Annotated in this window: 25 protein-coding genes, 1 tRNA gene and 1 pseudogene; 18 read left to right on the top strand and 9 right to left on the bottom strand. The window is 60.3% G+C overall.

The window, feature by feature from the left end; all coding sequences use genetic code 11:
• Positions 1 to 9 precede the first annotated feature (9 nt).
• From acnD to OC445_RS12860, 4 genes are all read right to left on the bottom strand, one after another.
• On the bottom strand, positions 10 to 2,604 hold the full coding sequence (acnD, locus tag OC445_RS12875) for a Fe/S-dependent 2-methylisocitrate dehydratase AcnD (protein ID WP_198791433.1): 2,595 nt from the start codon (positions 2,602 to 2,604) through the stop codon (positions 10 to 12).
• Between the two features lie 183 nt (positions 2,605 to 2,787).
• Complete coding sequence (gene prpC / locus OC445_RS12870; RefSeq protein WP_054920630.1) at positions 2,788 to 3,915, bottom strand: 2-methylcitrate synthase; 1,128 nt, start codon at positions 3,913 to 3,915, stop codon at positions 2,788 to 2,790.
• 42 nt (positions 3,916 to 3,957) lie between these two features.
• Positions 3,958 to 4,851, bottom strand: a complete 894-nt coding sequence (prpB, locus tag OC445_RS12865) for a methylisocitrate lyase (protein WP_003193320.1) — start codon at positions 4,849 to 4,851, stop codon at positions 3,958 to 3,960.
• Positions 4,848 to 5,561, bottom strand: a complete 714-nt coding sequence (locus OC445_RS12860; RefSeq protein WP_057976273.1) for a GntR family transcriptional regulator — start codon at positions 5,559 to 5,561, stop codon at positions 4,848 to 4,850. The genes prpB and OC445_RS12860 overlap by 4 nt, the downstream gene beginning before the upstream one ends.
• A 270-nt stretch (positions 5,562 to 5,831) precedes the next feature.
• On the opposite strand from OC445_RS12860, the gene OC445_RS12855 reads away from it, so the two are divergent.
• From OC445_RS12855 to OC445_RS12830, 6 genes are all read left to right on the top strand, one after another.
• Positions 5,832 to 6,356: an ATP-dependent zinc protease gene (locus OC445_RS12855; protein ID WP_262020173.1), complete on the top strand. Its 525-nt coding sequence runs from the start codon at positions 5,832 to 5,834 to the stop codon at positions 6,354 to 6,356.
• Between the two features lie 18 nt (positions 6,357 to 6,374).
• Complete coding sequence (locus tag OC445_RS12850) at positions 6,375 to 7,907, top strand: inactive transglutaminase family protein (protein WP_181124870.1); 1,533 nt, start codon at positions 6,375 to 6,377, stop codon at positions 7,905 to 7,907.
• Entirely contained in the window at positions 7,907 to 8,893 is a 987-nt protein-coding gene (locus OC445_RS12845; RefSeq protein ID WP_003193326.1) for an alpha-L-glutamate ligase-like protein, read from the top strand. The genes OC445_RS12850 and OC445_RS12845 overlap by 1 nt, the downstream gene beginning before the upstream one ends.
• A 186-nt stretch (positions 8,894 to 9,079) precedes the next feature.
• Complete coding sequence (gene pabB, locus OC445_RS12840) at positions 9,080 to 10,423, top strand: aminodeoxychorismate synthase component I (RefSeq protein WP_054920624.1); 1,344 nt, start codon at positions 9,080 to 9,082, stop codon at positions 10,421 to 10,423.
• 227 nt (positions 10,424 to 10,650) lie between these two features.
• Complete coding sequence (locus OC445_RS12835) at positions 10,651 to 10,953, top strand: type II toxin-antitoxin system HigB family toxin (RefSeq protein ID WP_034128346.1); 303 nt, start codon at positions 10,651 to 10,653, stop codon at positions 10,951 to 10,953.
• Positions 10,953 to 11,315, top strand: a complete 363-nt coding sequence (locus OC445_RS12830) for a type II toxin-antitoxin system HigA family antitoxin (RefSeq protein WP_034128345.1) — start codon at positions 10,953 to 10,955, stop codon at positions 11,313 to 11,315. Before OC445_RS12835 ends, OC445_RS12830 begins: the two co-directional genes overlap by 1 nt.
• A 120-nt stretch (positions 11,316 to 11,435) precedes the next feature.
• Here the strand turns inward: OC445_RS12830 and thrH are convergent, their stop codons facing one another.
• Positions 11,436 to 12,053 (bottom strand): bifunctional phosphoserine phosphatase/homoserine phosphotransferase ThrH, encoded by a 618-nt coding sequence (thrH, locus tag OC445_RS12825; protein WP_014719505.1) that lies wholly within the window; start codon positions 12,051 to 12,053, stop codon positions 11,436 to 11,438.
• A 151-nt stretch (positions 12,054 to 12,204) separates the two neighbouring features.
• Between thrH and OC445_RS12820 the strand changes: the two genes are divergently transcribed.
• The 3 genes from OC445_RS12820 to OC445_RS12810 all read left to right on the top strand — a co-directional run bounded on the left by OC445_RS12820 (position 12,205) and on the right by OC445_RS12810 (position 15,701).
• A complete protein-coding gene (locus OC445_RS12820; protein WP_054920611.1) occupies positions 12,205 to 12,939 on the top strand; it encodes a phosphoadenylyl-sulfate reductase in 735 nt (244 codons plus the stop codon).
• Between the two features lie 490 nt (positions 12,940 to 13,429).
• Positions 13,430 to 14,959 carry an NCS1 family nucleobase:cation symporter-1 gene (locus OC445_RS12815; protein ID WP_181124869.1) on the top strand — a complete coding sequence of 510 codons (1,530 nt, stop codon included), beginning with the start codon at positions 13,430 to 13,432 and terminating at the stop codon, positions 14,957 to 14,959.
• A gap of 13 nt (positions 14,960 to 14,972) precedes the next feature.
• Positions 14,973 to 15,701 carry an aspartate/glutamate racemase family protein gene (locus OC445_RS12810; protein WP_181124868.1) on the top strand — a complete coding sequence of 243 codons (729 nt, stop codon included), beginning with the start codon at positions 14,973 to 14,975 and terminating at the stop codon, positions 15,699 to 15,701.
• A 105-nt stretch (positions 15,702 to 15,806) separates the two neighbouring features.
• On the opposite strand, the gene OC445_RS12805 is transcribed toward OC445_RS12810, so the two are convergent.
• Positions 15,807 to 16,730, bottom strand: coding sequence for a LysR family transcriptional regulator (locus OC445_RS12805; protein WP_054920603.1), 924 nt, complete (start codon positions 16,728 to 16,730; stop codon positions 15,807 to 15,809).
• A 107-nt stretch (positions 16,731 to 16,837) separates the two neighbouring features.
• Here OC445_RS12805 and OC445_RS12800 point away from each other — a divergent pair, with 107 nt between their 5' ends.
• The gene (locus OC445_RS12800; protein ID WP_057976282.1) at positions 16,838 to 17,584 is read left to right on the top strand and encodes a 3-oxoacyl-ACP reductase family protein; all 747 of its coding nucleotides are present in this window, start codon (positions 16,838 to 16,840) and stop codon (positions 17,582 to 17,584) included.
• 128 nt (positions 17,585 to 17,712) lie between these two features.
• Here the strand turns inward: OC445_RS12800 and OC445_RS12795 are convergent, their stop codons facing one another.
• The gene (locus tag OC445_RS12795; protein ID WP_054920599.1) at positions 17,713 to 18,399 is read right to left on the bottom strand and encodes an HAD-IA family hydrolase; all 687 of its coding nucleotides are present in this window, start codon (positions 18,397 to 18,399) and stop codon (positions 17,713 to 17,715) included.
• Positions 18,400 to 18,623: 224 nt separating this feature from the next.
• Between OC445_RS12795 and OC445_RS12790 the strand changes: the two are divergent.
• The 3 genes and pseudogenes from OC445_RS12790 to OC445_RS12780 form a co-directional block, all read left to right on the top strand.
• Positions 18,624 to 18,875, top strand: a pseudogene (locus tag OC445_RS12790) (type II toxin-antitoxin system RelE family toxin); the annotation flags it as partial.
• A complete protein-coding gene (locus tag OC445_RS12785) occupies positions 18,859 to 19,185 on the top strand; it encodes a helix-turn-helix domain-containing protein (protein ID WP_096143563.1) in 327 nt (108 codons plus the stop codon). The pseudogene OC445_RS12790 and the gene OC445_RS12785, both read left to right, overlap by 17 nt.
• Before the next feature lie 51 nt (positions 19,186 to 19,236).
• Complete coding sequence (locus OC445_RS12780) at positions 19,237 to 19,593, top strand: DUF2784 domain-containing protein (RefSeq protein ID WP_014719513.1); 357 nt, start codon at positions 19,237 to 19,239, stop codon at positions 19,591 to 19,593.
• Here the strand turns inward: OC445_RS12780 and OC445_RS12775 are convergent.
• Entirely contained in the window at positions 19,580 to 20,548 is a 969-nt protein-coding gene (locus OC445_RS12775) for an NAD-dependent epimerase/dehydratase family protein (RefSeq protein ID WP_181124867.1), read from the bottom strand. The two genes, OC445_RS12780 and OC445_RS12775, sit on opposite strands and share 14 nt — an antisense overlap.
• 94 nt (positions 20,549 to 20,642) lie before the next feature.
• On the opposite strand from OC445_RS12775, the gene OC445_RS12770 reads away from it, so the two are divergent.
• From OC445_RS12770 to OC445_RS12755, 4 genes are all read left to right on the top strand, one after another.
• Positions 20,643 to 21,527, top strand: coding sequence for a LysR family transcriptional regulator (locus tag OC445_RS12770; RefSeq protein WP_054920598.1), 885 nt, complete (start codon positions 20,643 to 20,645; stop codon positions 21,525 to 21,527).
• A 53-nt stretch (positions 21,528 to 21,580) separates the two neighbouring features.
• Positions 21,581 to 22,159, top strand: coding sequence for a DUF4337 domain-containing protein (locus OC445_RS12765; protein WP_003193347.1), 579 nt, complete (start codon positions 21,581 to 21,583; stop codon positions 22,157 to 22,159).
• Between the two features lie 178 nt (positions 22,160 to 22,337).
• Entirely contained in the window at positions 22,338 to 22,673 is a 336-nt protein-coding gene (locus OC445_RS12760) for a hypothetical protein (protein ID WP_003193349.1), read from the top strand.
• A gap of 69 nt (positions 22,674 to 22,742) precedes the next feature.
• Entirely contained in the window at positions 22,743 to 23,783 is a 1,041-nt protein-coding gene (locus tag OC445_RS12755; protein ID WP_198791432.1) for a DMT family transporter, read from the top strand.
• Between the two features lie 148 nt (positions 23,784 to 23,931).
• Here the strand turns inward: OC445_RS12755 and OC445_RS12750 are convergent.
• A tRNA-Ser gene (locus OC445_RS12750) sits at positions 23,932 to 24,021 on the bottom strand.
• A 321-nt stretch (positions 24,022 to 24,342) separates the two neighbouring features.
• Between OC445_RS12750 and OC445_RS12745 the strand changes: the two genes are divergently transcribed.
• Positions 24,343 to 25,035: a crotonase/enoyl-CoA hydratase family protein gene (locus OC445_RS12745; protein ID WP_054920502.1), complete on the top strand. Its 693-nt coding sequence runs from the start codon at positions 24,343 to 24,345 to the stop codon at positions 25,033 to 25,035.
• The last annotated feature ends 210 nt before the right edge of the window (positions 25,036 to 25,245 follow it).

The following is a 25,245-nucleotide window of genomic DNA, read 5'->3' as shown; positions in this document are numbered from 1 at the left end:
TTATCCTCTTCAGGCGGTCGCCTTTGATTCCAGGAAGTCCTGGGCGAAACGTTGCAACACGCCACCGGCCTCGTAGATCGACACTTCTTCGGCGGTGTCCAGGCGGCAGGTCACTGGCACCTCGACACGTTCGCCATTCTTGCGGTTGATCACCAGGGTCAGTTGCGCACGCGGGGTGCGCTCGCCGACCACGTCATAGGTTTCACTGCCGTCGATTTGCAGGGTGTGGCGGTCGGTGCCCGGCAGGAACTGCAGGGGCAACACGCCCATGCCCACCAGGTTGGTGCGGTGGATACGCTCGAAGCCTTCGGCGGCAATGGCTTCCACACCGGCCAGGCGTACGCCCTTGGCCGCCCAGTCACGGGACGAGCCCTGGCCATAGTCGGCGCCCGCGATGATGATCAACGGCTGTTTGCGTTCCATGTAGGTTTCAATCGCTTCCCACATCCGCGTGACCTTGCCTTCCGGCTCGATACGCGCAAGAGAGCCCTGCTTGACCTTGCCGTTTTCCTGCACCATTTCGTTGAACAGTTTCGGGTTGGCGAAGGTGGCGCGCTGCGCCGTCAAATGGTCACCCCTGTGTGTCGCGTAGGAGTTGAAGTCGACCTCGGGCAAGCCCATTTTCGCCAGGTATTCACCGGCGGCGCTGTCCAGCATGATCGCGTTGGACGGCGACAAGTGGTCGGTGGTGATGTTGTCTGGCAGCACCGCCAGCGGGCGCATGCCTTTGAGCGGCCGTGCACCGGCCAGCGCGCCTTCCCAGTACGGCGGGCGGCGGATATAGGTGCTTTGTGGGCGCCAGTCGTACAGCGGCGTGACCTTGGGCCCGGTGTCTTCGTGGATGGCGAACATCGGGATATACACCGCACGGAATTGCTCGGGTTTCACCGAAGCCTTGACCACCGCGTCGATCTCTTCATCGCTCGGCCAGATGTCTTGCAGGCGGATTTCGTTGCCGTCGGCATCCAGGCCGAGCACGTCCTTCTCGATGTCGAAACGGATGGTACCGGCAATCGCATAGGCCACCACCAGCGGCGGCGACGCCAGGAAGGCTTGCTTGGCGTAAGGGTGAATGCGCCCGTCAAAGTTGCGGTTACCCGACAACACCGCGGTGGCGTACAGGTCGCGGTCGATGATCTCTTGCTGGATCACCGGGTCGAGCGCGCCCGACATGCCGTTGCAGGTAGTGCAGGCAAAGGCCACCACGCCAAAACCGAGTTTTTCCAGCTCATGGCCCAGGCCGGCTTCTTCCAGGTACATGGCCACGGTTTTCGAGCCCGGCGCCAAAGACGACTTGACCCACGGCTTGCGGGTCAGCCCCAGCTTGTTGGCGTTGCGTGCCAACAGGCCGGCGGCAATCACGTTCCGCGGGTTGCTGGTGTTGGTGCAACTGGTGATGGCAGCGATGATCACCGCGCCGTCGGGCATTTGCCCCGGCACGTCATCCCATTGGCCGGCAATGCCTTTTGACGCCAGGTCGCGGGTGGCCAGGCGGGCATGGGGGTTGCTCGGGCCGGCCATGTTGCGCACGACGCTGGAGAGGTCGAAGCTCAGGCTGCGCTCGTACTGCGCGCCTTTCAAGTCGTCCGCCCACAGGCCGGTGTGACGTGCGTATTGCTCGACCAAGGCGACTTGTTCGTCTTCGCGGCCGGTGAGTTTGAGGTAAGCGATGGTTTGCGCGTCGATGTAGAACATCGCGGCGGTGGCGCCGTACTCCGGGGCCATGTTGGAGATGGTGGCACGGTCACCCAAGGTCAGTGCCGAGGCCCCTTCGCCGAAGAACTCCAGCCAGGCGCCGACCACCTTTTGCTGGCGCAGGAATTCGGTGAGCGCCAGCACCATATCGGTGGCGGTGATGCCCGGTTGCAGCTTGCCGGTCAATTCCACGCCCACGCTTTCCGGCAGGCGCATCCACGACGCGCGGCCGAGCATCACGCTCTCGGCTTCCAGGCCACCGACGCCGATGGCGATCACACCCAGGGCGTCTACGTGAGGCGTATGGCTGTCGGTACCGACACAGGTATCCGGGAAGGCCACACCGTCACGCACTTGAATCACCGGGGACATTTTCTCCAGATTGATCTGGTGCATGATGCCGTTGCCCGGCGGGATCACATCAACGTTCTTGAAGGCCTTTTTGGTCCACTCGATGAAGTGGAAACGGTCTTCGTTGCGACGGTCTTCAATGGCGCGGTTTTTTTCGAAGGCTTGCGGGTCAAAACCACCGGCCTCGACGGCCAGGGAATGGTCGACGATCAGTTGGGTAGGCACCACCGGGTTGACCTGCGCCGGGTCGCCGCCTTGCTGGGCGATGGCATCGCGCAGGCCGGCAAGGTCGACCAGAGCGGTCTGGCCGAGGATGTCATGGCACACCACGCGGGCGGGGAACCACGGGAAGTCGAGGTCGCGCTTGCGCTCGATCAGTTGACTCAGGGACGCGTCGAGGGTGGCCGGGTCGCAACGGCGCACCAGGTTCTCGGCGAGCACACGCGAGGTGTAGGGCAACGTGGCGTAGGCGCCGGGGGTGATTGCCTCGACCGCCGCACGGGCGTCGAAGAAATCCAGGCGGCTGCCGGGGAGTGGTTTGCGAAATTCAGTGTTCATCGTCAGGACTCGGTCACGGTAAGTTCGAAAGGTGAACTGTCGACACTGGCTTTGTTTCCTGTGGGAGCTGGCTTGCCTGCGATGGCATCACTGTGGTGTGACAGGTACACCGAGGTGATGCAATCGCAGGCAAGCCAGCTCCCACAAACAAGCACATGAGCCAGCGGGCACAGCCCATCCCATTCAGCGACGTTCGATTGGCACGAACTTGCGCTGCTCAACGCCGGTGTACTCGGCGCTTGGACGGATGATGCGGTTGTTGGCGCGCTGCTCGAACACATGCGCAGCCCAGCCGGTCAGGCGCGAGCATACGAAGATCGGCGTGAACAACTTGGTCGGGATGCCCATGAAGTGGTACGCCGAGGCATGGTAGAAATCGGCGTTGGGAAACAGCTTCTTCTGTTCCCACATGGTCTTGTCGATGGCTTCGGAGACCGGGAACAACACGGTGTCGCCCACTTCGTCAGCGAGTTTTTTCGACCAGCCCTTGATCACCTCATTGCGCGGATCGCTGTCTTTATAGATCGCGTGGCCAAAGCCCATGATCTTGTCTTTGCGCGCCAACATGCCAAGGGTGCCTTCAACCGCTTCCTGGGCCGAGGAGAAACGCTCGATCATTTCCATCGCCGCTTCGTTGGCACCGCCATGCAGCGGGCCGCGCAGGGAGCCGATGGCAGCGGTGACGCAGGAATACAGGTCGGACAATGTCGATGCACACACCCGTGCGGTGAAGGTCGAAGCGTTGAATTCGTGTTCGGCGTAGAGGATCAGTGACACGTTCATCACTTTGACGTGCAGCTCGCTCGGTTTCTTGCCATGCAGCAGGTGCAGGAAGTGGCCACCGATGCTCGGCTCGTCGGTCACGCAGTCGATGCGCTGGCCGTCGTGGCTGAAGCGATACCAGTAGCACATGATCGCCGGGAACGCGGCGAGCAGGCGGTCGGTGACATCGCGCTGCACGCTGAAATCTTTCTCCGGCTCGATATTGCCCAGGAACGAGCACCCGGTGCGCATCACGTCCATCGGATGGGCGTCGGCGGGGATGCGTTCGAGCACTTCTTTCAGGGCCTGGGGCAGGTCACGCAGTTTGCTCAGCTTGTCGCTGTACGCGGCCAGTTCTGCCTGGGTTGGCAATTCACCGTACAGCAGCAGGTAGGCGACTTCTTCAAACTGGGCGTCAGCGGCCAGTTCGCGTACGTCGTAGCCACGGTAGGTCAGGCCGGCGCCGGCCTGGCCCACGGTGGACAGTGCAGTCTGCCCGGCGACCTGGCCACGCAGGCCAGCACCACTCAATACTTTTGCTTCAGCCATGTTCGTTCTCCAATTTTGTAGTTGTTCAGGGAACCACAGGGTTTATTTTTTCGCGGCGAACAGCGCGTCGAGCTTCTGCTCGAAGGTGTGGTAGTCGATGCGATCGTAAAGCTCCATGCGCGTTTGCATGGTGTCGATCACGTTCTGCTGGGTACCGTCGCGACGAATCGCGGTGTAGACATTCTCGGCGGCCTTGTTCATGGCACGGAAGGCCGAGAGCGGGTACAGCACAATGGAAACATCCGCAGATTTCAACTGTTCGGTGGTGTACAGCGGTGTGGCGCCGAACTCGGTGATGTTCGCCAGGATCGGCGCCTTCACGCGGGAGGCGAACAGCTTGTACATCTCCAGTTCAGTGATGGCTTCCGGAAACACCATGTCGGCACCGGCCTCGATGCACGCGGCTGCACGCTCCAGGGCGGACTCCAGGCCCTCGACTGCCAGGGCGTCGGTGCGCGCCATGATCACGAAGCTGTCATCGGTACGCGCATCCACGGCGGCCTTGATGCGGTCGACCATTTCCTGCTGGGACACGATTTCTTTGTTGGGGCGATGACCGCAGCGCTTGGCGCCCACCTGGTCTTCGATATGGATGGCGGCGGCACCGAACTTGATCATCGACTTGACGGTACGCGCCACGTTGAACGCCGAGGAGCCGAAACCGGTGTCCACGTCCACCAGCAGCGGCAGGTCGCACACGTCGGTAATGCGGCGCACGTCGGTGAGCACGTCATCCAGGCCGGTGATACCCAGGTCCGGCACGCCGAGGGAGCCGGCGGCTACACCGCCACCTGACAGATAAATCGCCTTGAAGCCGGCGCGCTTGGCCAACAGCGCATGGTTGGCGTTGATGGCGCCCACCACTTGCAAGGGCTGTTCACTGGCGACGGCGTCACGGAAACGCTGGCCGGGAGTGCTGTTGTTGTTGGAACTCATGACTCACCTCGTGATGAAGGCGCACCGTCCGGGAAGTGACGGGCAATGTTGCGTTTGGAGGCGCCGATATGCCGGCGCATCAACAGTTCGGCCAGTTCACCGTCGCGATCGGCAATCGCGTCCAGAATGCGGTGATGCTCGGCAAAGGCCTGGCGTGGACGATTGGGGGTGGCGGAGAACTGGATGCGGTACATGCGCACCAGTTGATACAGCTCGCCGCAGAGCATTTGGGTGAGGGTGCGGTTACCGGCACCTTGAATGATGCGGTAGTGAAAATCGAAGTCGCCTTCCTGCTGGTAATAGCCGACACCGGCCTGGAACGCCGCATCCCGTTCGTGGGTGTGCAACACCTGGCGCAGCTCCTCGATCTCTGCGTCAGTCATGCGCTCGGCGGCCAGGCGACAGGCCATGCCTTCCAGGGACTCGCGAATCTCATACAGTTCGACCAGCTCGGCATGACTCAAAGACACCACGCGTGCGCCGACATGAGGCACCCGCACCAGCAGGCGCTGACCTTCCAGGCGATGGATCGCTTCGCGCAGCGGGCCGCGACTGATGCCGTAGGTGCGCGCCAGCTCCGGCTCGGAAATCTTGCTGCCGGGGGCGATTTCGCCTTTGACGATGGCGGCCTGGATACGCCGGAAGACGTTCTCCGACATGGTCTGGGAATCGTCTGGTACTACCGATGGTTTTTCCAGTTGCCCCAGCATATTGTCGACACCTTTAAAATCAATGCCGCAAAAACTAGCCAATAAGCCTCTCACAGTCAAAGAATAAATACACATTGTCGACAATCGTCTAATAACCCCCTCATTCGCTTGCCAAGGCATGGCCGCCTGCCAGCGCTGGCGCCAAAAAAGCATCATGTTAGAATGCCCGCCGCTTTTGCCTGACATCAAATGATGAAAGGGCGCACCCGAGATTGCGCAGCAATGCCAGTCCCCATGAAATGAACAGTGCACTGCCCTGCCTCAGGATTTATGAGACTCAAGCCTTACCTACTAGTGATGTGCCTGCTGTGCATACCGAGCCTTGGCGCTGGCGCCGAGAAGACCGTGTACGGCCTGAATGAATACGCCAAGCTTGCGGGTATCGACCTGGAAGTGGCGGCCAAACTCGACACCGGCGCCAAGACCGCCTCGTTGAGTGCCCGCGATATCAAGCGCTTCAAGCGCAATGGCGAATCCTGGGTACGCTTCTACCTGGCCATCGACACCGCCCATTCCCACCCCATCGAACTGCCCCTGGCGCGTGTCAGCAAGATCAAGCGCCGCGCCGGCGACTACGACCCCGATGAGGACAAGAACTACACCGCCCGCCCAGTGATTGCGCTGGATATCTGCATGGGCAGTGCTTTACGCAGCATCGAAGTGAACTTGACTGACCGCAGCGCATTCCAATACCCGCTGCTGATTGGCTCCGAAGCCTTGAAACGCTTTGATGCGCTGGTCGACCCCAGTCTTAAATATGCAGCAGGAAACCCCGCCTGCGCCGCCGACGCTTAATACCGCCGAGTAAACCGAATGCGCTCTCTGACCCTGCACCTGAAAATCCTGATCACCTTGCTGGTGGTGCTGGGCATTTCGGTCACCGCTTATCAGATCTTCGTGCTGGGAATTCCCGTCACCGAAGATGCCACCGACGACTTGTGGAACATCGACGCCAAGGTCGAGTTCGTCGCCAACCCGAAAGACCCGGTCAAGATCCAGATGTTCGTGCCGCCCTTGAGCCGCGACTTCGTCAGCCTCAATGAGAGCTTTATCTCGAACAACTACGGGGTGAGCGTCAACCGCATCGACGGCAACCGCAAGGTCACCTGGTCGGCGCGTCGGGCCAAGGGCAACCAGACCCTCTATTACCGCCTGGTGCTGACCAAGCGCTACAGCGGCGAAAAGGTCAAGATCAAAGGCCCGACCTTCCGCGACAGCATCGCCGTTGAAGGCCCCGAGAAGATCGCCGCCGAAGCCTTGCTGGCCCCGATCCGCCAGCACTCGGCCGACGTCGAGACCTTTATCAGTGAAGCCATCAAGCGCACCAACAACCTCAACGACGACAATGTGAAGTTGCTGCTGGCCGGCGACCCCTCGACGTCGCACAAAGCCAAGATCGTCGAACTGCTGCTGTCCATCGCCCACGTGCCGGTAGAGAAAGTCCACACCATCCGCCTGGTGGCCGACCAGCCGCAAACCCCGGAACTGTGGCTGCGCAGTTTCAACGGCAACGACTGGCTGTACTTCAACCCGGAGACTGGTGAACAGGGCCTGCCCGCCGACCGCCTGCTGTGGTGGACCGGCGATGAAAACCTGATCACCGTCGATGGCGGCAAGAAAGCCATGGTGACCTTCAGCCTGAACAACAGCGAGATGAACGCCATCCGCCTGGCCAAGCTGACGGACGAAAACACCGACGCCAACTTCCTCGAATACTCGCTGTACGGCCTGCCGCTGCAAACCCAGCAGACCTTCATGATCATGGTGATGATCCCGATAGGCGTGCTGGTAATCTTGATCCTGCGCAACCTGATCGGCCTGCAGACCCTGGGCACCTTCACCCCCGTACTGATCGCCCTGGCATTCCGCGAGACCCAGTTGGGCTTCGGGATTGTGCTGTTCACGATCATCACGGCACTGGGCCTGTCGCTCCGGTCGTACCTTGAACACCTTAAACTGCAGATGCTGCCGAGGCTGTCGGTGGTGCTGACCTTCGTGGTGGTGCTGATTGCCGCCATCAGCCTGTTCAGCCACAAGCTGGGGCTGGAACGCGGTTTGTCGGTGGCGCTGTTCCCGATGGTGATCCTGACCATGACCATCGAACGCCTGTCGATCACCTGGGAGGAGCGTGGCGCCAACCACGCGCTGAAAGTGGCGATTGGCACGCTGTTCGCTGCGTCCCTGGCGCACCTGATCATGAGCGTGCCGGAGCTGGTTTACTTCGTGTTCACCTTCCCGGCGATCCTGCTGATTCTGGTGGGCTTCATGCTGGCCATGGGTCGCTACCGCGGCTATCGCCTCACCGAGCTGGTGCGTTTCAAGGCGTTCCTGAAGGCTGATTCTTGATGTTCGGCTTCTGGAAGACCTGGAAGGCCCTGGAAGCGCGGGGAATCATGGGCATTAACCGGCGTAATGCCGACTACGTGCTCAAGTACAACAAGCGCAGCCTGTACCCCATCGTGGATGACAAGATCATCACCAAGGAACGGGCCCTGGCGGCCGGCATCCATGTACCGGAAATGTACGGGGTGATCTCCACCGAGAAGGAAATCGACAAGCTCGACGAGATCATCGGCGGGCGCAGCGACTTCGTGATCAAGCCCGCCCAGGGCGCCGGCGGTGACGGCATCCTGGTGGTGGCCGACCGGTTTGAAGGGCGCTATCGCACGGTGTCCGGCAAAATCATCAGCCATGAGGAGATCGAGCACCAGATTTCCAGCATCCTCACCGGCCTGTATTCCCTCGGCGGCCACCGCGACCGCGCGTTGATCGAGTACCGCGTGGTGCCCGACCAGATCTTCAAAAGCATCAGCTATGAAGGCGTGCCGGACATCCGCATCATCGTGCTGATGGGCTACCCGGTGATGGCGATGCTGCGCTTGCCCACCCGCCAGTCCGGCGGCAAGGCCAACCTGCACCAGGGCGCGATCGGCGTGGGTGTAGACCTGGCCACCGGCCTGACCCTGCGCGGCACCTGGCTGAACAACATCATCACCAAGCACCCCGACACCACCAACGCGGTGGATGGCGTGCAACTGCCCAACTGGGACGGTTTCATGAAGCTCGCCGCCGGCTGCTATGAGCTGTGCGGGCTGGGTTATATCGGCGTGGACATGGTGCTGGACCAGGAAAAAGGCCCATTGATCCTTGAGCTGAACGCTCGGCCTGGGCTGAACATCCAGATTGCCAACGATTGCGGCCTGACTTTGCGCACCCATGCGGTGGAGGCACGGCTTGAAGAGCTCAAGGCAGCCGGGGTGACAGAAACCCCCGAGGAACGGGTGAAGTTCGTGCAGGAGATGTTCGGGCATATTCCGCCGGTTGAAGGCTAAGCAGCGCATCGCAGGCAAGCCCGGGCTCGATAGGTGGGAGCTGGTTTGCCTGCGATAGCTTTCTGACAAGCCACTTGCCCCTCAGGCTATACCCTCTATCGAGCTATCACCGACATCCCCTCTAGGAGCAAGTCCTACAGAGGACTACAATCCCCTCCCCCCCGCCACTGGCTGATTCACCCTCGCATGTCGACCTGCTCCGTTTACCCCTTACCCTACCGGGCCAACCCCGCCGAGTACTTTGCGGCTATTCGCCATGCGCCTGGCGCGGTGCTGCTCGACAGCGGCCGCCCGGCTGCCGAGCGGGGGCGTTATGACCTGCTCAGCGCCTGGCCCGAAGCGACCTTGACGGTTGGGCCGGATGAACGCGGCAGCGATTTCCTGCAACGCCTGCGCGAGAACCTGGCGCAGTTGGGTGAGGCGGCCCTGCCTGCTGGCGTTGAATTGCCATTTGCCGGCGGTTTGATCGGTTACTTGAGCTATGACTTCGGCCGGCACTTGGAACAGGTCTCGCGCCTGGCCGTGGACGACCTGCATCTGCCGGATGCGCGCCTGGGGCTGTATGCCTGGGCACTGGTCAGCGATCACCTGGCGCACACCAGCCAACTGGTGTTTCACCCGGTGCTGGCCGATAGCGAGCGGCAACGTCTGATCGCCCTGTTCAGTCATGCAACAGGTGACACCCCCACCACCTTCAAGCTCCAGGGCACCATGGCGCCGGACCTCAGCGTGGATGCGTACCAGCAGGCCATCCTGCGTATCCAGGATTACATCCAGGCCGGCGACTGCTACCAGGTCAACTTTGCCCAACGCTTTCGTGCGCCGTGCATCGGCGATCCATGGGCAGCCTACTGCGCGCTGCGCGAAGCCTGCCCGACGCCGTTTTCCGGGTTCCAGAGTTTGCCCGATGACGGCGCGGTGCTGAGCCTGTCGCCGGAGCGCTTCGTGCGCATCAGCGAAGGCCAGGTCGAAACCCGCCCGATCAAGGGCACCCGCCCTCGCGGTTTAACACCGGAAGAGGACGCTGCCAACGCCGCTGAGCTGCTCGCCAGCCCCAAGGACCGCGCAGAAAACCTGATGATCGTTGACCTGCTGCGCAACGACCTCGGCCGCAGTTGCCGAATCGGCTCAGTGAAAGTGCCGGAGCTGTTCAGCCTGGAAAGCTACCCCAACGTGCACCACCTGGTGAGCAGTGTCACTGGCATATTGGCCGACGACAAAGACGCCCTCGACCTGATAGCCGGCAGCTTCCCTGGCGGCTCCATTACCGGCGCGCCAAAGATTCGCGCCATGCAGATCATCGATGAGCTGGAGCCCACCCGCCGCGGGTTGTATTGCGGCTCGCTGGTGTACCTGGACGTGCGCGGCGAAATGGACAGCTCCATCGCGATTCGCAGCTTGCTGGTCAAGGATGGGCAGGTGTGTTGCTGGGGTGGCGGCGGGATTGTGTCGGATTCAGAGTGGCAGGCGGAGTATCAGGAGTCGCTGACGAAGGTGCGTGTGTTGTTACAAACGTTGGAAAATCTGTAGGGCACAGCCCCTTCCTAGCGTTCGAGTAGAACGCCATGCGATAGAAAAAGCCTGAATCAGAACCGCTGTGGACGGGATAGACGCTTGCAGATAGCGTCCGGAGCGACCGTCCACCCGCCACCTGTGAAGGATCACATGAAGCGACTACCTCCTCGTCTGGAAATATTTCCGAGTTTGCCTATCCACGCAATCGCACCTATGATCTCCCAAAACGGGAGGTTGAAGCGATGCGGATAATCGCTCTATCTACCCTACGAATATTCTGGGAAAGCCATTCAGCTTATAGCGACGCCAGAACACCGCTGGTCGAGTTGTATCGGCACATGGAAAAGGCCAATTATCCAACACCGCAAGCACTCAAGGCCGAACTCAGAACAGCGAGCATTCTTAAGGGTGGCAGGGTCGTGTTCAACGTTGGCGGCAACAAGTATCGAGTGATCATGGCGATCGACTACCAGCGACAACTAGGGTTTATACGGTTCGTGGGGACCCACGCTCAGTACGACCAGATCAACGCGGAGACTGCGTGATGAACATCAAACCTATTCACTCCCAGGAAGACCTGACTGCGGCACTCGTACGAGTCGAGCAGGTATGGGGAGCACCACCCGGCTCGCCTGAAGGTGATGAGCTGGAAATCCTGGCAGTCCTCATCGAGAAGTACGAAGCCGAGCATTACCCCATGCCCCCTTCGGATCCGGTAGAGGCTATCAAGTTTCGCATGGAGCAATTGGGCATGACCGCCCGCGATCTGGAGCCGTTTATCGGCACCAGTGGGCGGGTGTCAGAGGTGCTGAACCACAAGCGCAAGCTGAGCCTGTCGATGATCAAGCGTCTGCATGAAGGCTTGCGTATTCCTTATGAGCGCTTGCTGGCCGAGGGTAAGGTGTGACGGCGCCGACGCCATCGCAGGCAAGCCCGACTCCCACAGTTGACCGCGTCGTTTGACGTTACATGGTCAAAGGTGGGAGCTGGCTTGCCTGCGATGGGGCAATCAGCCGCGCCGCATAACTTACAGGCTCAACTGCCGATTCGACGCCTTGATAAACTCTTTCTTCAGGTCTTCAAACGTATGCACCGCCGGGAACTGCGGGAATTCGCGAATCACATTGTCCGGCGCATGGAACAGAATCCCACGGTCAGCTTCACCCAGCATGCTGGTGTCGTTGTAGGAATCACCGGCAGCGATCACGCGGTAGTAGAGGGTCTTGAATGCCAGCACCGATTGGCGCTTGGGGTCTTTCTGGCGCAGTTGGTAGCTCACCACCCGATCGTTTTCATCGGTGATCAAGCGGTGGCAAAGCAAGGTCGGGAAACCCAGCTGACGCATCAGCGGCTGGGAGAACTCATAGAAGGTGTCGGACAGGATCACCACCTGGAAGCGCTCGCGCAGCCAATTGACGAACTCAATGGCGCCGTCCAGCGGCTTGAGCGTGGCGATAACGGCCTGGATATCGGCCAGCTTGAGCCCATGCTCGTCGAGGATGCGCAGGCGCTGTTGCATCAGCACGTCGTAGTCGGGGATGTCACGGGTGGTGGCCCGCAGGGACTCAATGCCGGTTTTCTCGGCAAAGGCGATCCAGATTTCCGGAACCAGTACCCCTTCCAGGTCAAGGCAGGCAATTTCCACACGACACTCCTGTTAGATATTGTTAGTTGAGCGAGCAAAAGGACTGCCGAACTCTAGCGACTCAAGCCCGCCACCGCAACGCGGGACAGTTTTTGATACCATCGCCCTCCTAGAGAGCGCTCAGCGCCACTGACCTGTAGGAACCGTCCTGATGAACCAAGCCTTCGACGTCGTTGAACTCGCCACGACTTATGCCAACAAGTCTGCCCAGGACATTCTCAAGCTGGCGTTCAGCCAGTTCGGCGATGACTTGTGGATTTCCTTCAGCGGTGCCGAGGATGTGGTCCTTGTGGACATGGCCTGGAAGCTGAACAAGAACGTCAAGGTGTTCAGCCTCGACACCGGCCGCCTGCATCCGGAGACCTACCGGTTTATCGAGCAGGTGCGTGAGTTCTACAAGATCGACATCGAGCTGGTCTCGCCAGACCCGAGCAAGCTGGAGCCCTTCGTCAAAGAGAAAGGCCTGTTCAGCTTCTATAAGGACGGCCATGGCGAATGCTGCGGCATCCGCAAGATCGAACCGCTGCGCCGCAAACTCGCCGGTGTCAGCGCCTGGGCCACCGGCCAGCGCCGCGACCAGAGCCCCGGCACTCGCAGCCAGGTGGCGGCGCTGGAAATCGACACGGCGTTCTCCACACCGGAACGCACCCTGTACAAGTTCAACCCGCTGGCGCAGATGACCAGCGAAGAGGTCTGGGGCTACATCCGCATGCTGGAGTTGCCGTACAACAGCCTGCATGAGCGCGGGTTTATCAGCATCGGCTGCGAGCCCTGCACTCGGCCGGTATTGCCCCGCCAACATGAGCGTGAAGGCCGCTGGTGGTGGGAAGAAGCCACGCAGAAGGAATGCGGGCTGCATGCGGGGAATATCATCAGCAAGGCTTGAGCCTACGATGCCACCGCCTCTGTAGGAGCGAGCTTGCTCGCGAAAAACTCACGGACGCCGCGTTTATTCAGGAAGCCCGCGTTATCGTTGACGTTTTTCGCGAGCAAGCTCGCTCCTACATAAAGCGATATTTGCTTTGGGGGTCGGGTAAATCTGTACACAACCTTGTAACCATAGGTGCCATTTTTGTGTGCAACTTAATGTGCAACGCACCAAAACGTAACATCTCCCTGCGCCAATGGCGCTGCATATAAATAACCCTGCAATTAATGAAAAAATAAATACCTGTTCAAACGGTCAACTTATAGTGCCTGTAATTCAGTAAGTTATTCGCGACCTATATAAAAACGAAATTAGCCAAGATTTTCATATATCGAGAATTGGCACGCATATGGCTTAGGCAGAAGTGCGCTTTGTATACAATCAATACAAAACCTACATACACTTTGCCATCCGCCGCTTTGCTGCAGATGCGCTGGAGCCTGCCGGAATGCGTACAAGTCTCTCGAACAACCTCGCACTGGATCTGCCCTCCTCCCCCCTGAATCCTGCAGCCACAGGCCCCGGCCCGCTGGTACTCAGCCCGCGCCTGCACAACAAGGACCTGGCGCCCACCAAGGTCGAAGGCCGACGCTGGGGGCGCTATAGCATCTTTGCGCTGTGGACCAATGACGTGCACAACATCGCCAACTATTCATTCGCCATTGGGCTCTATGCCCTGGGCCTGGGCGGCTGGCAAATATTGCTGTCCCTGGGGATCGGCGCGGCGCTGGTGTACTTCTTCATGAACTTGTCGGGCTACATGGGGCAGAAGACCGGTGTGCCGTTTCCGGTTATCAGCCGCATCAGTTTTGGCATTCATGGGGCGCAGATTCCGGCGTTGATTCGGGCGGTAATTGCGATTGCCTGGTTTGGGATCCAGACCTACCTGGCCTCGGTAGTTTTCCGCGTGCTGCTGACCGCCATTCATCCAGGGTTTGCCGATTATGACCACGACTCGATTCTCGGGCTGTCGACCCTGGGCTGGGCGTGTTTTGTGGCGATCTGGCTGGTGCAGTTGGTGATCCTCGCCTACGGCATGGAAATGGTACGTCGCTATGAAGGCTTCGCCGGGCCGGTGATACTGCTGACCGTGGCCGCACTGGCCGGCTGGATGTACTTCCAGGCGAACGGGCAGATCGCCTGGTCGATCCGCGAGCCCCTGAGTGGCGGCGAGATGTGGCGCAATATCTTTGCCGGCGGCGCGCTGTGGCTGGCCATCTACGGCACCCTGATCCTCAATTTCTGCGACTTCGCGCGTTCATCGCCGTGCCGCAAGACCATCCAGGTCGGGAACTTCTGGGGCCTGCCGGTCAATATCCTGGTGTTCGCCGCGATTACCGTGCTGCTGTGCGGCGGACAGTTCCAGCTCAATGGCCGCGTGATCGAAAGCCCGACCGAAATCATCGCGGCGATCCCCAACACCTTCTTTCTCGTGCTCGGCTGCCTGGCCTTCCTGATCGTCACCGTGGCGGTGAACATCATGGCCAACTTCGTCGCCCCGGCCTTTGTACTGAGCAACCTGGCGCCCAAGTACCTGAACTTCCGGCGCGCCGGGTTGATCAGCGCCTTCGTTGCCGTGCTGATCCTGCCGTGGAACCTCTATAACAGCCCACTGGTGATCGTGTATTTCCTCTCTGGCCTCGGCGCGCTGCTGGGGCCGTTGTACGGGGTGATCATGGTCGATTACTGGCTGATTCGTAGAAGCCAGGTGGATGTACCGCAGTTGTACAGCGAAGACCCCCAAGGCATTTATTACTACAGCCGCGGGGTGAATATGCGTGCGGTGGCCGCGTTCATTCCGGCGGCAGTGATCGCCATCCTGCTGGCGCTGTTGCCGGGGTTTGCCAGCGTCTCGCCGTTTTCCTGGTTGTTTGGCGCCGGCATTGCCGGGTTGCTGTACCTGCTGATTGCCAAGCGTCAACCGCACTACGCCGATGTCAGCGGCGAAAGCATTGCCGTCGATAACGTCAGTCATTAAACAAGGACTTTCCATGCGTATCCTCGTGGTCAACGTCAACACCACCGAATCCATCACCGACACCATTGCCCAGCAAGCACGGGCCGTGGCTTCACCGGGCACCGAGATTGTCGGGCTCACCCCGTACTTCGGCGCAGAATCGGTGGAAGGCAACTTTGAAAGTTATCTGGCAGCCATCGCCGTGATGGATCGGGTCATGGCCTACGACCAGCCCTTTGATGCGGTGATCCAGGCCGGTTATGGCGAGCATGGCCGTGAAGGGTTGCAGGAATTGCTCAACGTGCCGGTGGTGGATATCACCGAGGCGGCGGCCAGCACCGCGATGTTCCTGGGGCACGCCTACTCGGTGGTGACCACCCTGGACCGCACGGTGCCGCTGATTGAAGACCGGCTGAAACTCGCCGGCCTCTACCAGCGTTGCGCTTCGGTGCGTGCCAGCGGCATGGCGGTGCTGGAGCTGGAAGAAGACCCGGTGGGCGCCATGGAAGCCATCGTGCAGCAGGCGGAACTGGCCATTCGCGACGACAAGGCCGAGGTGATCTGCCTGGGCTGCGGCGGCATGGCCGGGCTGGACGAGCAGATTCGCCAGCGCACCGGGGTGCCGGTGGTGGACGGGGTAGCGGCGGCGGTGATGGTGGCCGAGTCGTTGGTGCGGTTGGGGTTGTCGACTTCGAAGGTCAGAACTTATGCGACACCGCGGCCGAAGAAGGTCATCGGCTGGCCGGGCAAGTTCGGGCGGTAGACCGATGCGCCTGCATCGCGGGTGAGCCCGGCTCCCACATTGGATTGCGATCACTGTGGGAGCCGGGCTTGCCCGCGATGGCCACGACTCGATGCAAGGCCCTGCTCAGATAGCACTGAACCGTTGAGCCAGTTTCTGCTCGGCGAACTGCTCAATAATGAAATCCACAAACGCCCGCGTCTTGCCCGGCAGCAATTTATGCTCTGCGTAGTAGATGGAAATATTGCCGTCGTCCACATACCAATCGGGTAACACTCGCACCAACGCACCGCTGTCCAGGAACGGCACCGCCATCGGCATGCTCACCAGCGCGATGCCAAGGCCCTGGGCACTCGCGCAGCAAGCGGCTTCGGAGTCGCTCATGGTCATCGCCGGTTTCAGCACTAAAGGGCTGTGCTCGCGCTCACGATGGGTCAGTTGCCATGAACGCACCCGGCCTGTCTGCGGCGAGCGGATCAAGATGCCAAGGCAGTGCGACAGGTCATCGGGCGCCAGCACCAGCGAGCACCGCGCCAGGTAATCCGGCGACGCCACCAGCACCCGGTGCGCCGGGGTCAACTTGCGCGCCACCACGCCTTGGGGCAGCTCAAACCCGCCGCCAATGGCCGCATCGAAGCCTTGCCCGATCAGGTCGACCTGGCGGTTATCGAAATGCCAGTCCGGGCTGATATCCGGACAACGCCGCATAAATTCGCCCAGCAACGGCACCACGTACCGGTTCCCGAACACTGGCCCCATGCTGACCTTGAGCGTGCCCACCGGCCGCCCTTCGGCACTGGCCAGGTTGGCGACCGCATTCTGAATGGTGGTGAGGCTGCCGCTGACTTCCGCCAGGAACATCTTGCCGGCTTCGGTCAGCGCCAGACGCCGAGTGCTGCGCTGGAACAGTCGCACACCGAGGCGCGCCTCCAACTTGGCAACGCTTTTACCCACCGCCGCCGGGGTCAGGCTCAGGTGCCGAGCAGCCTCGGCAAAGCTGCCACCCTCGGCGCTGCGCACAAAGCATTCGATACTGCCAAAGCTTTCCATATCGCCAAACTCTAAACTTTTGGTTTACACAGACTATAGCAACCACGGGCTACCGAGCAGCGCGGGTGAGGTCGATACTCGCTCCATCAACTACCTCGGAGATCGACATGACCACACACAACCTCACCGGCAAAGTCGCCTTGATTCAAGGCGGTTCCCGCGGCATCGGCGCCGCCATCGTCAAGCGCCTCGCCGACCAGGGGGCAGCGGTTGCCTTTACCTACGTCAGCTCGGCCGCCAAGGCTGAAACACTGCAGAACGAGGTGATCAGCGCAGGGGGTCAGGCTCTGGCGATTCACGCCGACAGCGCCGATGCCACGGCGATTCGCGCTGCGGTCAACGCCACGGTCGAGGCGTTTGGACGCCTGGATATCCTGGTGAATAACGCCGGCGTGCTGGCCATCGCGCCGCTGGACGAATTCAAGCTGGAAGACTTCGACCAGACCTTGGCGATCAACGTACGCAGCGTGTTTATCGCCACCCAGGAAGCCGCCAAGCACATGGGCGAAGGTGGCCGCGTGATCAATATCGGCAGCACCAACGCCGAACGCATGCCCTTTGGCGGTGGCGGGCCCTACGCCATGAGCAAGGCGGCGCTGGTGGGGTTGACCAAGGGATTGGCGCGGGACCTGGGGCCACGGGGCATCACCATCAACAACGTGCAGCCTGGGCCGGTGGACACCGATATGAACCCGGCGAACAGTGATTTTGCCGAAAGCCTGATCGGGTTGATGGCGGTAGGACGGTATGGGCATGTGGAGGAGATTGCCAGTTTTGTGGCCTATCTGGCCGGGCCGGAAGCCGGCTATATCACGGGCGCCAGCCTGACCATCGATGGTGGTTTCAGCGCCTGATTTTTGCAGAACCGCAACCCAAATGTGGGAGTGGGCTTGCTCGCGAAGGCGGTGTGTCAGTGCAGCATCTGTCACTGCACTACCGCTTTCGCAGGCAAGCCAGCTCCCACATTTTTGACCGCGCGGGGTCAGGCCATGGGGGGCAAGCCGTAGGCGGCCAAATCAAAGTCGGCGAGCTTGCGAATAATCTGGTCAGCATGCTGGTACTTGCTGTCAGCCATCGCCTCATCGGGCACCGCAATAGCGGTCATATGCGCAGCCTTCGCCGCCGTCACGCCGAACGGCGAGTCTTCGAACACCAGGCAATCCTCAGGCGCTACACCCAACCGGCGCGCGGCGGTGAGGAAGATATCCGGCGCTGGCTTGGCGGCGCCGACTTCCGGGTCATCGGCAGTGACGATGGTGTCGAACAGGCCAAACCATTCACGGTGCAGGGTGGTCTTGTGGCCAAACGAGTTACGCGATGAACTGGTGCCCACCGCAATCGGAATATTGTGCGCCTTCAAATGCCGCACCAACGCCTCGGCGCCGGGCATGCCCTGGGCCTTGGGAAAGCGCTCGCTCATCAGCGGTTCGCGTATTTCCAGAAACTCGGCGGGCGTGATCGGCAGGTCCAGGGCCTTGACCACGTAATCGGCCAAATCCTGGGCACCCCGCCCGATGATGTGCTGCTTGATGCTCCAGTCGTAGGTACGACCATAGCGTTCGGCAATGATCTGCGTGACTTCGGTGTAGATGCCTTCGGTATCCAGCAACAACCCGTCCATATCGAAAATAACGGCTTTGATCGGGACAGCGGTACGCGGTGCATTCATCACAACACAACCTTGGGGCGAGGACTAAAAGGATTCAGCACAATAACGGCCCTCATTGCCTGCAAGCAACCTTCGTGGGCCTTCCGTTGATTCATACCACGCAACAGTTTTACCCGTCGGCGCTGACGGCGGCCGTCTAGGGTTTGAAAGGAAAACGTCATGACCCGTTGACGCGGATCTGAAAATACCGATTGCAAACCTTATAAAAGACTTATTAACCTCCCATGAATTCAATCCAATGGACGCGAAAAGCCGTCAAACAATTGCTTCGGTTGCATTCGTATCATCAGCAACAGGTACGCGATGCCGTGTCCGCTCTTGAACACATGCCCGATGCAATCAACGTCAAGGCGCTGGTTAACCATCCTCACAGCTATCGCTTGCGGGTAAGTCATTACCGGGTCCTTTTCGACTGGGACGGCAGCATCCAGGTCGTCAGCATCCAAGAGGTTAAAAAACGTGACGAGCGAACCTACTGCCGTACAGATCATCCACAATACGCAGGGCGAGCCAGCCTATGTGGTGATTCCCTATGAACACTATGTGGCGCAGCAAAACGATCCAAACCTGATACCCCATGCGGTAGTCAGCCGCCTGGTGGATGGCGCAACACCTATTCGCGCGTGGCGCGAGCACCTGAGCCTGACCCAGGAAGAAGTCGCCAAACGCCTGGGTATTTCACAGTCGGCATTTGCCCAGCAGGAAGCGGTCAGCAAACCCCGCCGCACCACGCGAGAAAAGATAGCCAAAGCGTTCGGTATCAATGCCCGTCAACTGGAGCTATAACGGCACGCTGCAAAACTTCACCTATCCCTTCACCTTACATCGAGCTCACACATGCTCTACCGCCTAGCCGCCGACGGCCTCGTGCTGTTCCACCTGGCCTTTATCCTGTTCGTGCTGTTCGGCGGCCTGCTCACCCTGAAGTGGCCCCGGGTAATGTGGCTGCACCTGCCCGCCGTTGCCTGGGGCATCGCGGTAGAGGTGCTGCACCTGCCCTGCCCACTCACCCGTTGGGAAAACCTGTTTCGCCACTTGGCCGGGCAGGATGGTTATGGCGGTGGGTTTATCGAGCATTACATTCTGACGATGATCTACCCAGCCGGGCTGACTGCGAATACTCAATTAGTGCTGGGGGCCGTGGTGGTGGTGGTCAACCTCGCCGTGTATGCACGCCTGATCAAACGCAAGTAGGCAGGCAACCCAGGCCAACCAGGGTGGCCTCCACCGCCTGTTCCAGCGGTGTGTGGGGCTCATGGCCGAGCGTCGCGAGCAGGCGCTGGTTATCCAGGCGCAACGGTGTTTGCCACAGGTAGCGCATCTCCTGCATCTCACGCACGGTGACGACAAAAGGCGCCGCCCAGTTCAACAACCACCAGGGAAACGCGCCGACCCTGGGTTGCTGGCCCGTCCTGCGCAGCACCACACGCTGGATCGTCTTAGCCATCTGCGCACCGTCCGCATCCATGTACCCAGCCATATGAAAGCAGGCGAAGGCGCCAAGACTGGCACGACGCTCAATCAACTCAAGCATTGTACGCGCTACGTCCGGCAGATAAGCCCATTGATGGGCCACGCCGTAATCGCCTGGGTAGCGGATGGTGTGCACCGGTTTGCCGGGTTTGACCAAGCCTTGGGCAAACCAGTTATTGGCCACCCTGGCGCCGAAAAAATCCCCAGCGCGCACAATCACCACCCGGGCGCCCTGAGTGGAAGCGGCTCGCAAGCGCTGCTCCATCTGCACACGGATCGCGCCCTTGCGAGTCAGCGGGTGCTGGGGTGAGTCTTCGTGCAGCACAGGGAATGCATCCGGCCCGAAGTTGTAGACCGTGCCGGGCAGCACGACTGTCGCGCCTTCGCAGATGGCCGCCGCAATGGAGTTGTCGATCATCGGCAACACCCACTCGGCCCATTTGCGATAACCCGGCGGATTGACGCCGTGCACGATTACCGCGCAGCCCCGGGCGGCCGCGATCACGTCGTCGCGATTCAGGGCATCGCCTTTTAGCCACGTAAAAACAGGATTTTGGCTGCGAGCCTTGATCAGATCCCGAGTCAACGCCCGCACCTCCCAGCCCGCCGCGCTCAACTGCCGCGCCACTTCGCCACCAATGCCACCGGTTGCACCCAAAACCAGAACCTTGCTCATCACCCTCTCCCACTGTTGGTTGATGAGGGTATGTTGGATGCGGAACAGCTATAGAGGAATTGCCCAAGAGTATCGAGCCGCTATACATTTATGTATGGCTACGAATATCGGTTGGGAGCTTTACCGGTCATTTCTCGGTGTACTCAAGGAAGGATCGCTGTCGGGGGCCGCACGGCAGCTCGGCATCACCCAACCCACGGTAGGGCGGCACATCGCCGCGCTGGAAACGGCGCTGGGCGTCGTGTTGTTCACCCGCTCGCCCTCAGGCTTATTACCCACTACGGTCGCCCACACACTGCGGGCGCATGCAGAAACCATGGCGCGTACCGCCGCCGCCCTTGAACGCGCCGCCTCGTCCCAAGGCGATGAGGTGCGCGGCGTGGTACGAGTATCGGCCAGTGAAGTGGTGGGTGTGGAGGTACTGCCGCCGATCATCACGCAATTGCACCGGGAACACCCGCACCTGAAGGTGGAACTGGTGCTGACCAACCGCTTGAGCGACCTGCTGCAGCTGGAAGCCGACATTGCCGTGCGCATGGTGCGCCCCAGCCAGGAGCAGCTGCTGGCGCGGCGTATCGGCCTGATCGAAGTCGGCCTGCATGCCCGTGACGATTACCTGCAGCAACACGGCATCCCCCAACACATGCACGACCTGGCCGGCCACTCCGTCATCGGCTTTGATCAAGCCACTGCATTTATCCGCAGCCTGGCAATCAAGGGTTTTGAGCGCAACGCCTTCGCCATCAGTAGCGACAGCGACCTGGCGCAACTGGCAATGATCCGCGCCGGTGCCGGCATCGGTGGGTGCCAGGTACAACTGGCCCAGCGCGACCCACGTCTGCGCCGAGTGCTGCCTGACGGCTTCGCGTTTAAAATGGACACTTGGGTCAGCATGCACGAAGACCTGCGCAACAGCCCACGCTGCCGGGTGACATTCGATGCACTGGTGGCAGGTTTGCAGCGTTACGTACAGGCTTGAGACAGCTGCGCTGGTGAACAATCAGCGCACCTCAATCCGTTCGCGGTCGCCCCATGTCCGAAGCCTTCGAAGTTCCCAGCCCCCACGAAAAACACCTTGAACACACCACCGAGCATGCTCACGGCCGCGGCGATAGCTTTGCCAGTCGTATCGCCGTGATGACCGCGATCATGGCGACCGTCGGTGCCATGCTCAGCTATCAGGCCGGCTCCAGCGAAAGTGAAGCTGCGATGGACAAGAACAACGCCGCCATCATCAAGACCGAAGCCGCTAACCAGTGGAACTACTACCAGGCCAAATCCAGCCGCCAGAACCTGGCAGAACTGGCCAGCCATATTCCCGGCGTGGATGCGGCGCATTACCAGGCGGAGATCGAGCGCTACAAGCGCCAGAAGGAAGAAGTGCGTAAACAGGCCGAAACGCTTGAGGCCACTTCACGGGACTGGGACCACAAATCCGAGGAAGCGCTGCACCAGCACCATCGCTGGGCCCAGGCGATGACGGCGATTCAGATCGCGATTTCATTGGCGGCGATTACCCTGCTCACGCGCAAGGAATGGCTCAAACGCATGTCGTACACCGCCGGCGGGGTGGCGGTGATGTTGGGTGGCCTGGCGTGGCTGCATCTCTGACACGCCGAAGAATAAATGTGGGCGCTGTCGAGCCCCAACCAGGCTGCAATGGGATCACCGCGCAGTACCCGCCAGACTGCGACCCAGCCTCGCTGATTGATTTCAATCTGCCAACTGAGCGCTTAGAGTGTCGCCCCCCCGAGAATTGAATCTCGAGATTGAATTTATGGAGTTATAAGTGAAATACGTCAGTAAAGTCGTTGCAGCAGCCGTACTTGGTTTCACCCTGGCAGGTTGCACCGGCACCGCCATGAAAACCCAGCAATACGACGCCAGCCAATACACCGTCCTCGGCCACAGCGAAGCCAGCGCCACCGGCATCATGCTGCTGGGCGTCATCCCCATCGGCCAGAACAACCGCTTCGTACGCGCCCAGGATGCAGCCATCAAGGCCAAGGGCGGCGACGCGTTGATCAACACACAAGTGCAGGAAAAGTGGTTCTGGGCTTGGGTATTGAACGGTTACACCACCAAAATCTCCGGTGATGTGATCAAGCTGAAAACCGCGCAATAAAGTACGAAATTGCCAGGGCGCTGACCCCGGCAAGCGACGTATCATGGGCCTGACTTTCGAGGATGGCCCATGAACCTCAGCATCATATACGCCCTCGCGGCCGCCGCCCTGTTCGGCGCCAGCACCCCGCTCGCCAAAAGTCTTGGCCTGGGCCTCTCGCCCATCCTGCTCGCCGGCCTGCTCTACCTCGGCAGCGGCATTGGCCTTGCCGGTGTGCGCTTGATCCGTGATCGCGGCTGGAAACCTACCGGGCTAACCCCATCGGAATGGCCCTGGCTACTTGGCGCCATCGCCTTCGGCGGCCTCCTCGGCCCCGTTGCACTGATGTTCGGCCTGACCCGCACCACCAGCGCCAGCGCCTCCCTGATGCTCAACCTTGAGTCGGTACTGACCGCCGTGATCGCCTGGGTCGTGTTCCGCGAAAACGCCGACCGACGCATCGTCCTCGGCATGCTCGCCATTGTGTTGGGCGGCGTGGTGTTGTCGTGGTCCGGTGCTGACAGCAGCCATCAGGACTGGACCGGACCGCTCGCCGTTGCGCTGGCGTGTTTGTGCTGGGGCATTGATAACAACCTGACGCGCAAGGTGTCGGCGTCTGACGCGCTCTTTATCGCTGGGGCCAAGGGCTTGATTGCGGGGTTGGTGAATTGCAGCCTGGCGCTTTACCTGGGGGCGCAGATTCCGGGCGTGGCGCAACTGGCGCCGATTCTACTGGTAGGTTTCCTCGGCTATGGCATCAGCCTGGTGATGTTCGTGCTGGCCCTCCGCGGGCTGGGCAGCGCGCGCACCGGCGCTTACTTCTCCACGGCACCCTTTCTCGGTGCTGCAGTGGCGTTGCTGGTATTTGGCGAGTCGGTGACCGCGGCCTTCTGGATTGCCTCGGCGCTGATGGCCGTGGGCGTGTGGCTGCACCTGACGGAGCGGCATGCCCATGAGCATCTGCATGAGGCAACGCAACATGGGCACTGGCATGTGCATGATGAGCATCATCAGCATGAGCATGGGTTTGAGTGGGACTCGAAGGTGCCTCATAGCCATGTGCATGCACATGGAGTGATGAGGCATAGCCATGCGCACTTTCCGGATGTGCATCATCGGCATAGGCATTGAGGGCGGGCTTAGGCACAGGGTGTGACGTCATGGGGCCGCAGACTGAAAGGCCAGACAACTGAACTGATAAAAGTTGTACTTTTCAAACCCCAGAAATCACAAAACCCCTGGTTTCTTTCGAAACCAGGGGTTTTGTTTACATCGAATTTGGCGGTGAAGGAGAGATTCGAACTCTCGATACAATTTCTTGTATACACACTTTCCAGGCGTGCTCCTTAAGCCACTCGGACACTTCACCGTATCTCGTCAAACCAGTTCAGTCTGTCGAGGCGCGCTAATGTAGTCGAAAGCCTTTCTGATGGCAAAGGTTTTTTTCAGAATTTTCATGCGGTTAGACCGTTATGCCATTCACCGCGCGGCAAGGGGTGGTGATTGTGCCATTCTCAGGCAGCGGCGGCACGCGTCTGGAGCGCTTGCTGCGCCCTGCTGCGGGGTGTCTACCCTTGGGGATGGGGCAAAAGCCTGACTGGGTAGTCAGTCACGGCGCTTTACCCGCGGGGGCGTGGTGAGTAACGTCTGCGCATCTACCTCTATAACAAGCCCTACAAGGAACCGCGTCATGAGTGAGTTGATTGCCTACCACTTCGAAGACGGTATCGCGACCCTGACCCTGAGCAACGGCAAAGTGAATGCCATTTCTCCGGCGGTGGTCAGTGAGTTTAATGCGGCGCTGGATCAGGCCGAGAAGGATCGGGCGGTGGTGATCATCACGGGCACGCCGGGGATTTTGTCGGGTGGCTATGACTTGAAGGTGATGACCGCCGGCCCTAAAGAGGCAATCAGCCTGGTGACCTCGGGTTCGACCCTGGCGCGGCGGATGTTGGCGCATCCGTTCCCGGTGATTGTGGCCTGCCCTGGGCATGCGGTGGCCAAGGGTGCGTTCCTGTTGTTGTCGGCGGATTATCGGATTGGCGTCGAAGGCGCGTTCAGCATTGGCCTCAATGAAGTGGCGATTGGCATGACCATGCACCACGCCGGTATCGAGTTGGCGCGGGATCGCCTGCGTAAGTCGGCGTTTCAGCGTTCGGTGATCAATGCCGAGATGTTTGATCCGCAAGGCGCCTTGCACGCCGGTTTCCTCGACAAGGTGGTGGCACCCGAAGAACTGCACGCTGCAGCATTGGAAGCAGCGCGGCAGTTGAAGAAGATCAATATGAACGCGCACAAGCACACCAAGTTGAAAGTGCGCCGCGCACTGCTTGAAGCCCTGGACGATGCAATCATCCAGGATCAGGGCCATAGCCTGAGCTAAGTCCTACACCTGCTGTGCCTGAGCCCGACCTTGAGTCGGGCTTTTTCTTACCTATAAATGTGAAACGTCCGTAGCCGCTCTAGCTAGCCGTTATCGGCTCATGTGGAAACATGCGCTTAAACATCGGCTATCTCCTACGTCTGTAGGGGCAATTGCCGAATACAGTGCACATCCGTACACTGCGCCACCTTTTGTCCCTATGGGCCGTGT

This window comes from Pseudomonas sp. Pse35 (assembly GCF_024519715.1).
GTDB lineage: Bacteria > Pseudomonadota > Gammaproteobacteria > Pseudomonadales > Pseudomonadaceae > Aquipseudomonas > Aquipseudomonas paracarnis.
This window is presented reverse-complemented; position numbering and strand designations above follow the sequence as displayed.

Coding starts and splice junctions, on each gene's coding strand:
- prpC (WP_054920630.1), bottom strand. CDS start 3,915: ATGGCTGAAGCAAAAGTATTGAGTGGTGCTGGCCTGCGTGGCCAGGTC.
- OC445_RS12820 (WP_054920611.1), top strand. CDS start 12,205: ATGAACCAAGCCTTCGACGTCGTTGAACTCGCCACGACTTATGCCAAC.
- OC445_RS12770 (WP_054920598.1), top strand. CDS start 20,643: ATGGCTACGAATATCGGTTGGGAGCTTTACCGGTCATTTCTCGGTGTA.
- OC445_RS12745 (WP_054920502.1), top strand. CDS start 24,343: ATGAGTGAGTTGATTGCCTACCACTTCGAAGACGGTATCGCGACCCTG.
- acnD (WP_198791433.1), bottom strand. CDS start 2,604: ATGAACACTGAATTTCGCAAACCACTCCCCGGCAGCCGCCTGGATTTC.
- OC445_RS12805 (WP_054920603.1), bottom strand. CDS start 16,730: ATGGAAAGCTTTGGCAGTATCGAATGCTTTGTGCGCAGCGCCGAGGGT.
- OC445_RS12835 (WP_034128346.1), top strand. CDS start 10,651: ATGCGGATAATCGCTCTATCTACCCTACGAATATTCTGGGAAAGCCAT.
- OC445_RS12780 (WP_014719513.1), top strand. CDS start 19,237: ATGCTCTACCGCCTAGCCGCCGACGGCCTCGTGCTGTTCCACCTGGCC.
- OC445_RS12830 (WP_034128345.1), top strand. CDS start 10,953: ATGAACATCAAACCTATTCACTCCCAGGAAGACCTGACTGCGGCACTC.
- OC445_RS12755 (WP_198791432.1), top strand. CDS start 22,743: ATGAACCTCAGCATCATATACGCCCTCGCGGCCGCCGCCCTGTTCGGC.
- OC445_RS12850 (WP_181124870.1), top strand. CDS start 6,375: ATGCGCTCTCTGACCCTGCACCTGAAAATCCTGATCACCTTGCTGGTG.
- OC445_RS12855 (WP_262020173.1), top strand. CDS start 5,832: ATGAGACTCAAGCCTTACCTACTAGTGATGTGCCTGCTGTGCATACCG.
- OC445_RS12845 (WP_003193326.1), top strand. CDS start 7,907: ATGTTCGGCTTCTGGAAGACCTGGAAGGCCCTGGAAGCGCGGGGAATC.
- OC445_RS12765 (WP_003193347.1), top strand. CDS start 21,581: ATGTCCGAAGCCTTCGAAGTTCCCAGCCCCCACGAAAAACACCTTGAA.
- OC445_RS12795 (WP_054920599.1), bottom strand. CDS start 18,399: ATGAATGCACCGCGTACCGCTGTCCCGATCAAAGCCGTTATTTTCGAT.
- pabB (WP_054920624.1), top strand. CDS start 9,080: ATGTCGACCTGCTCCGTTTACCCCTTACCCTACCGGGCCAACCCCGCC.
- OC445_RS12810 (WP_181124868.1), top strand. CDS start 14,973: ATGCGTATCCTCGTGGTCAACGTCAACACCACCGAATCCATCACCGAC.
- OC445_RS12800 (WP_057976282.1), top strand. CDS start 16,838: ATGACCACACACAACCTCACCGGCAAAGTCGCCTTGATTCAAGGCGGT.
- OC445_RS12775 (WP_181124867.1), bottom strand. CDS start 20,548: ATGAGCAAGGTTCTGGTTTTGGGTGCAACCGGTGGCATTGGTGGCGAA.
- prpB (WP_003193320.1), bottom strand. CDS start 4,851: ATGAGTTCCAACAACAACAGCACTCCCGGCCAGCGTTTCCGTGACGCC.
- OC445_RS12860 (WP_057976273.1), bottom strand. CDS start 5,561: ATGCTGGGGCAACTGGAAAAACCATCGGTAGTACCAGACGATTCCCAG.
- OC445_RS12815 (WP_181124869.1), top strand. CDS start 13,430: ATGCGTACAAGTCTCTCGAACAACCTCGCACTGGATCTGCCCTCCTCC.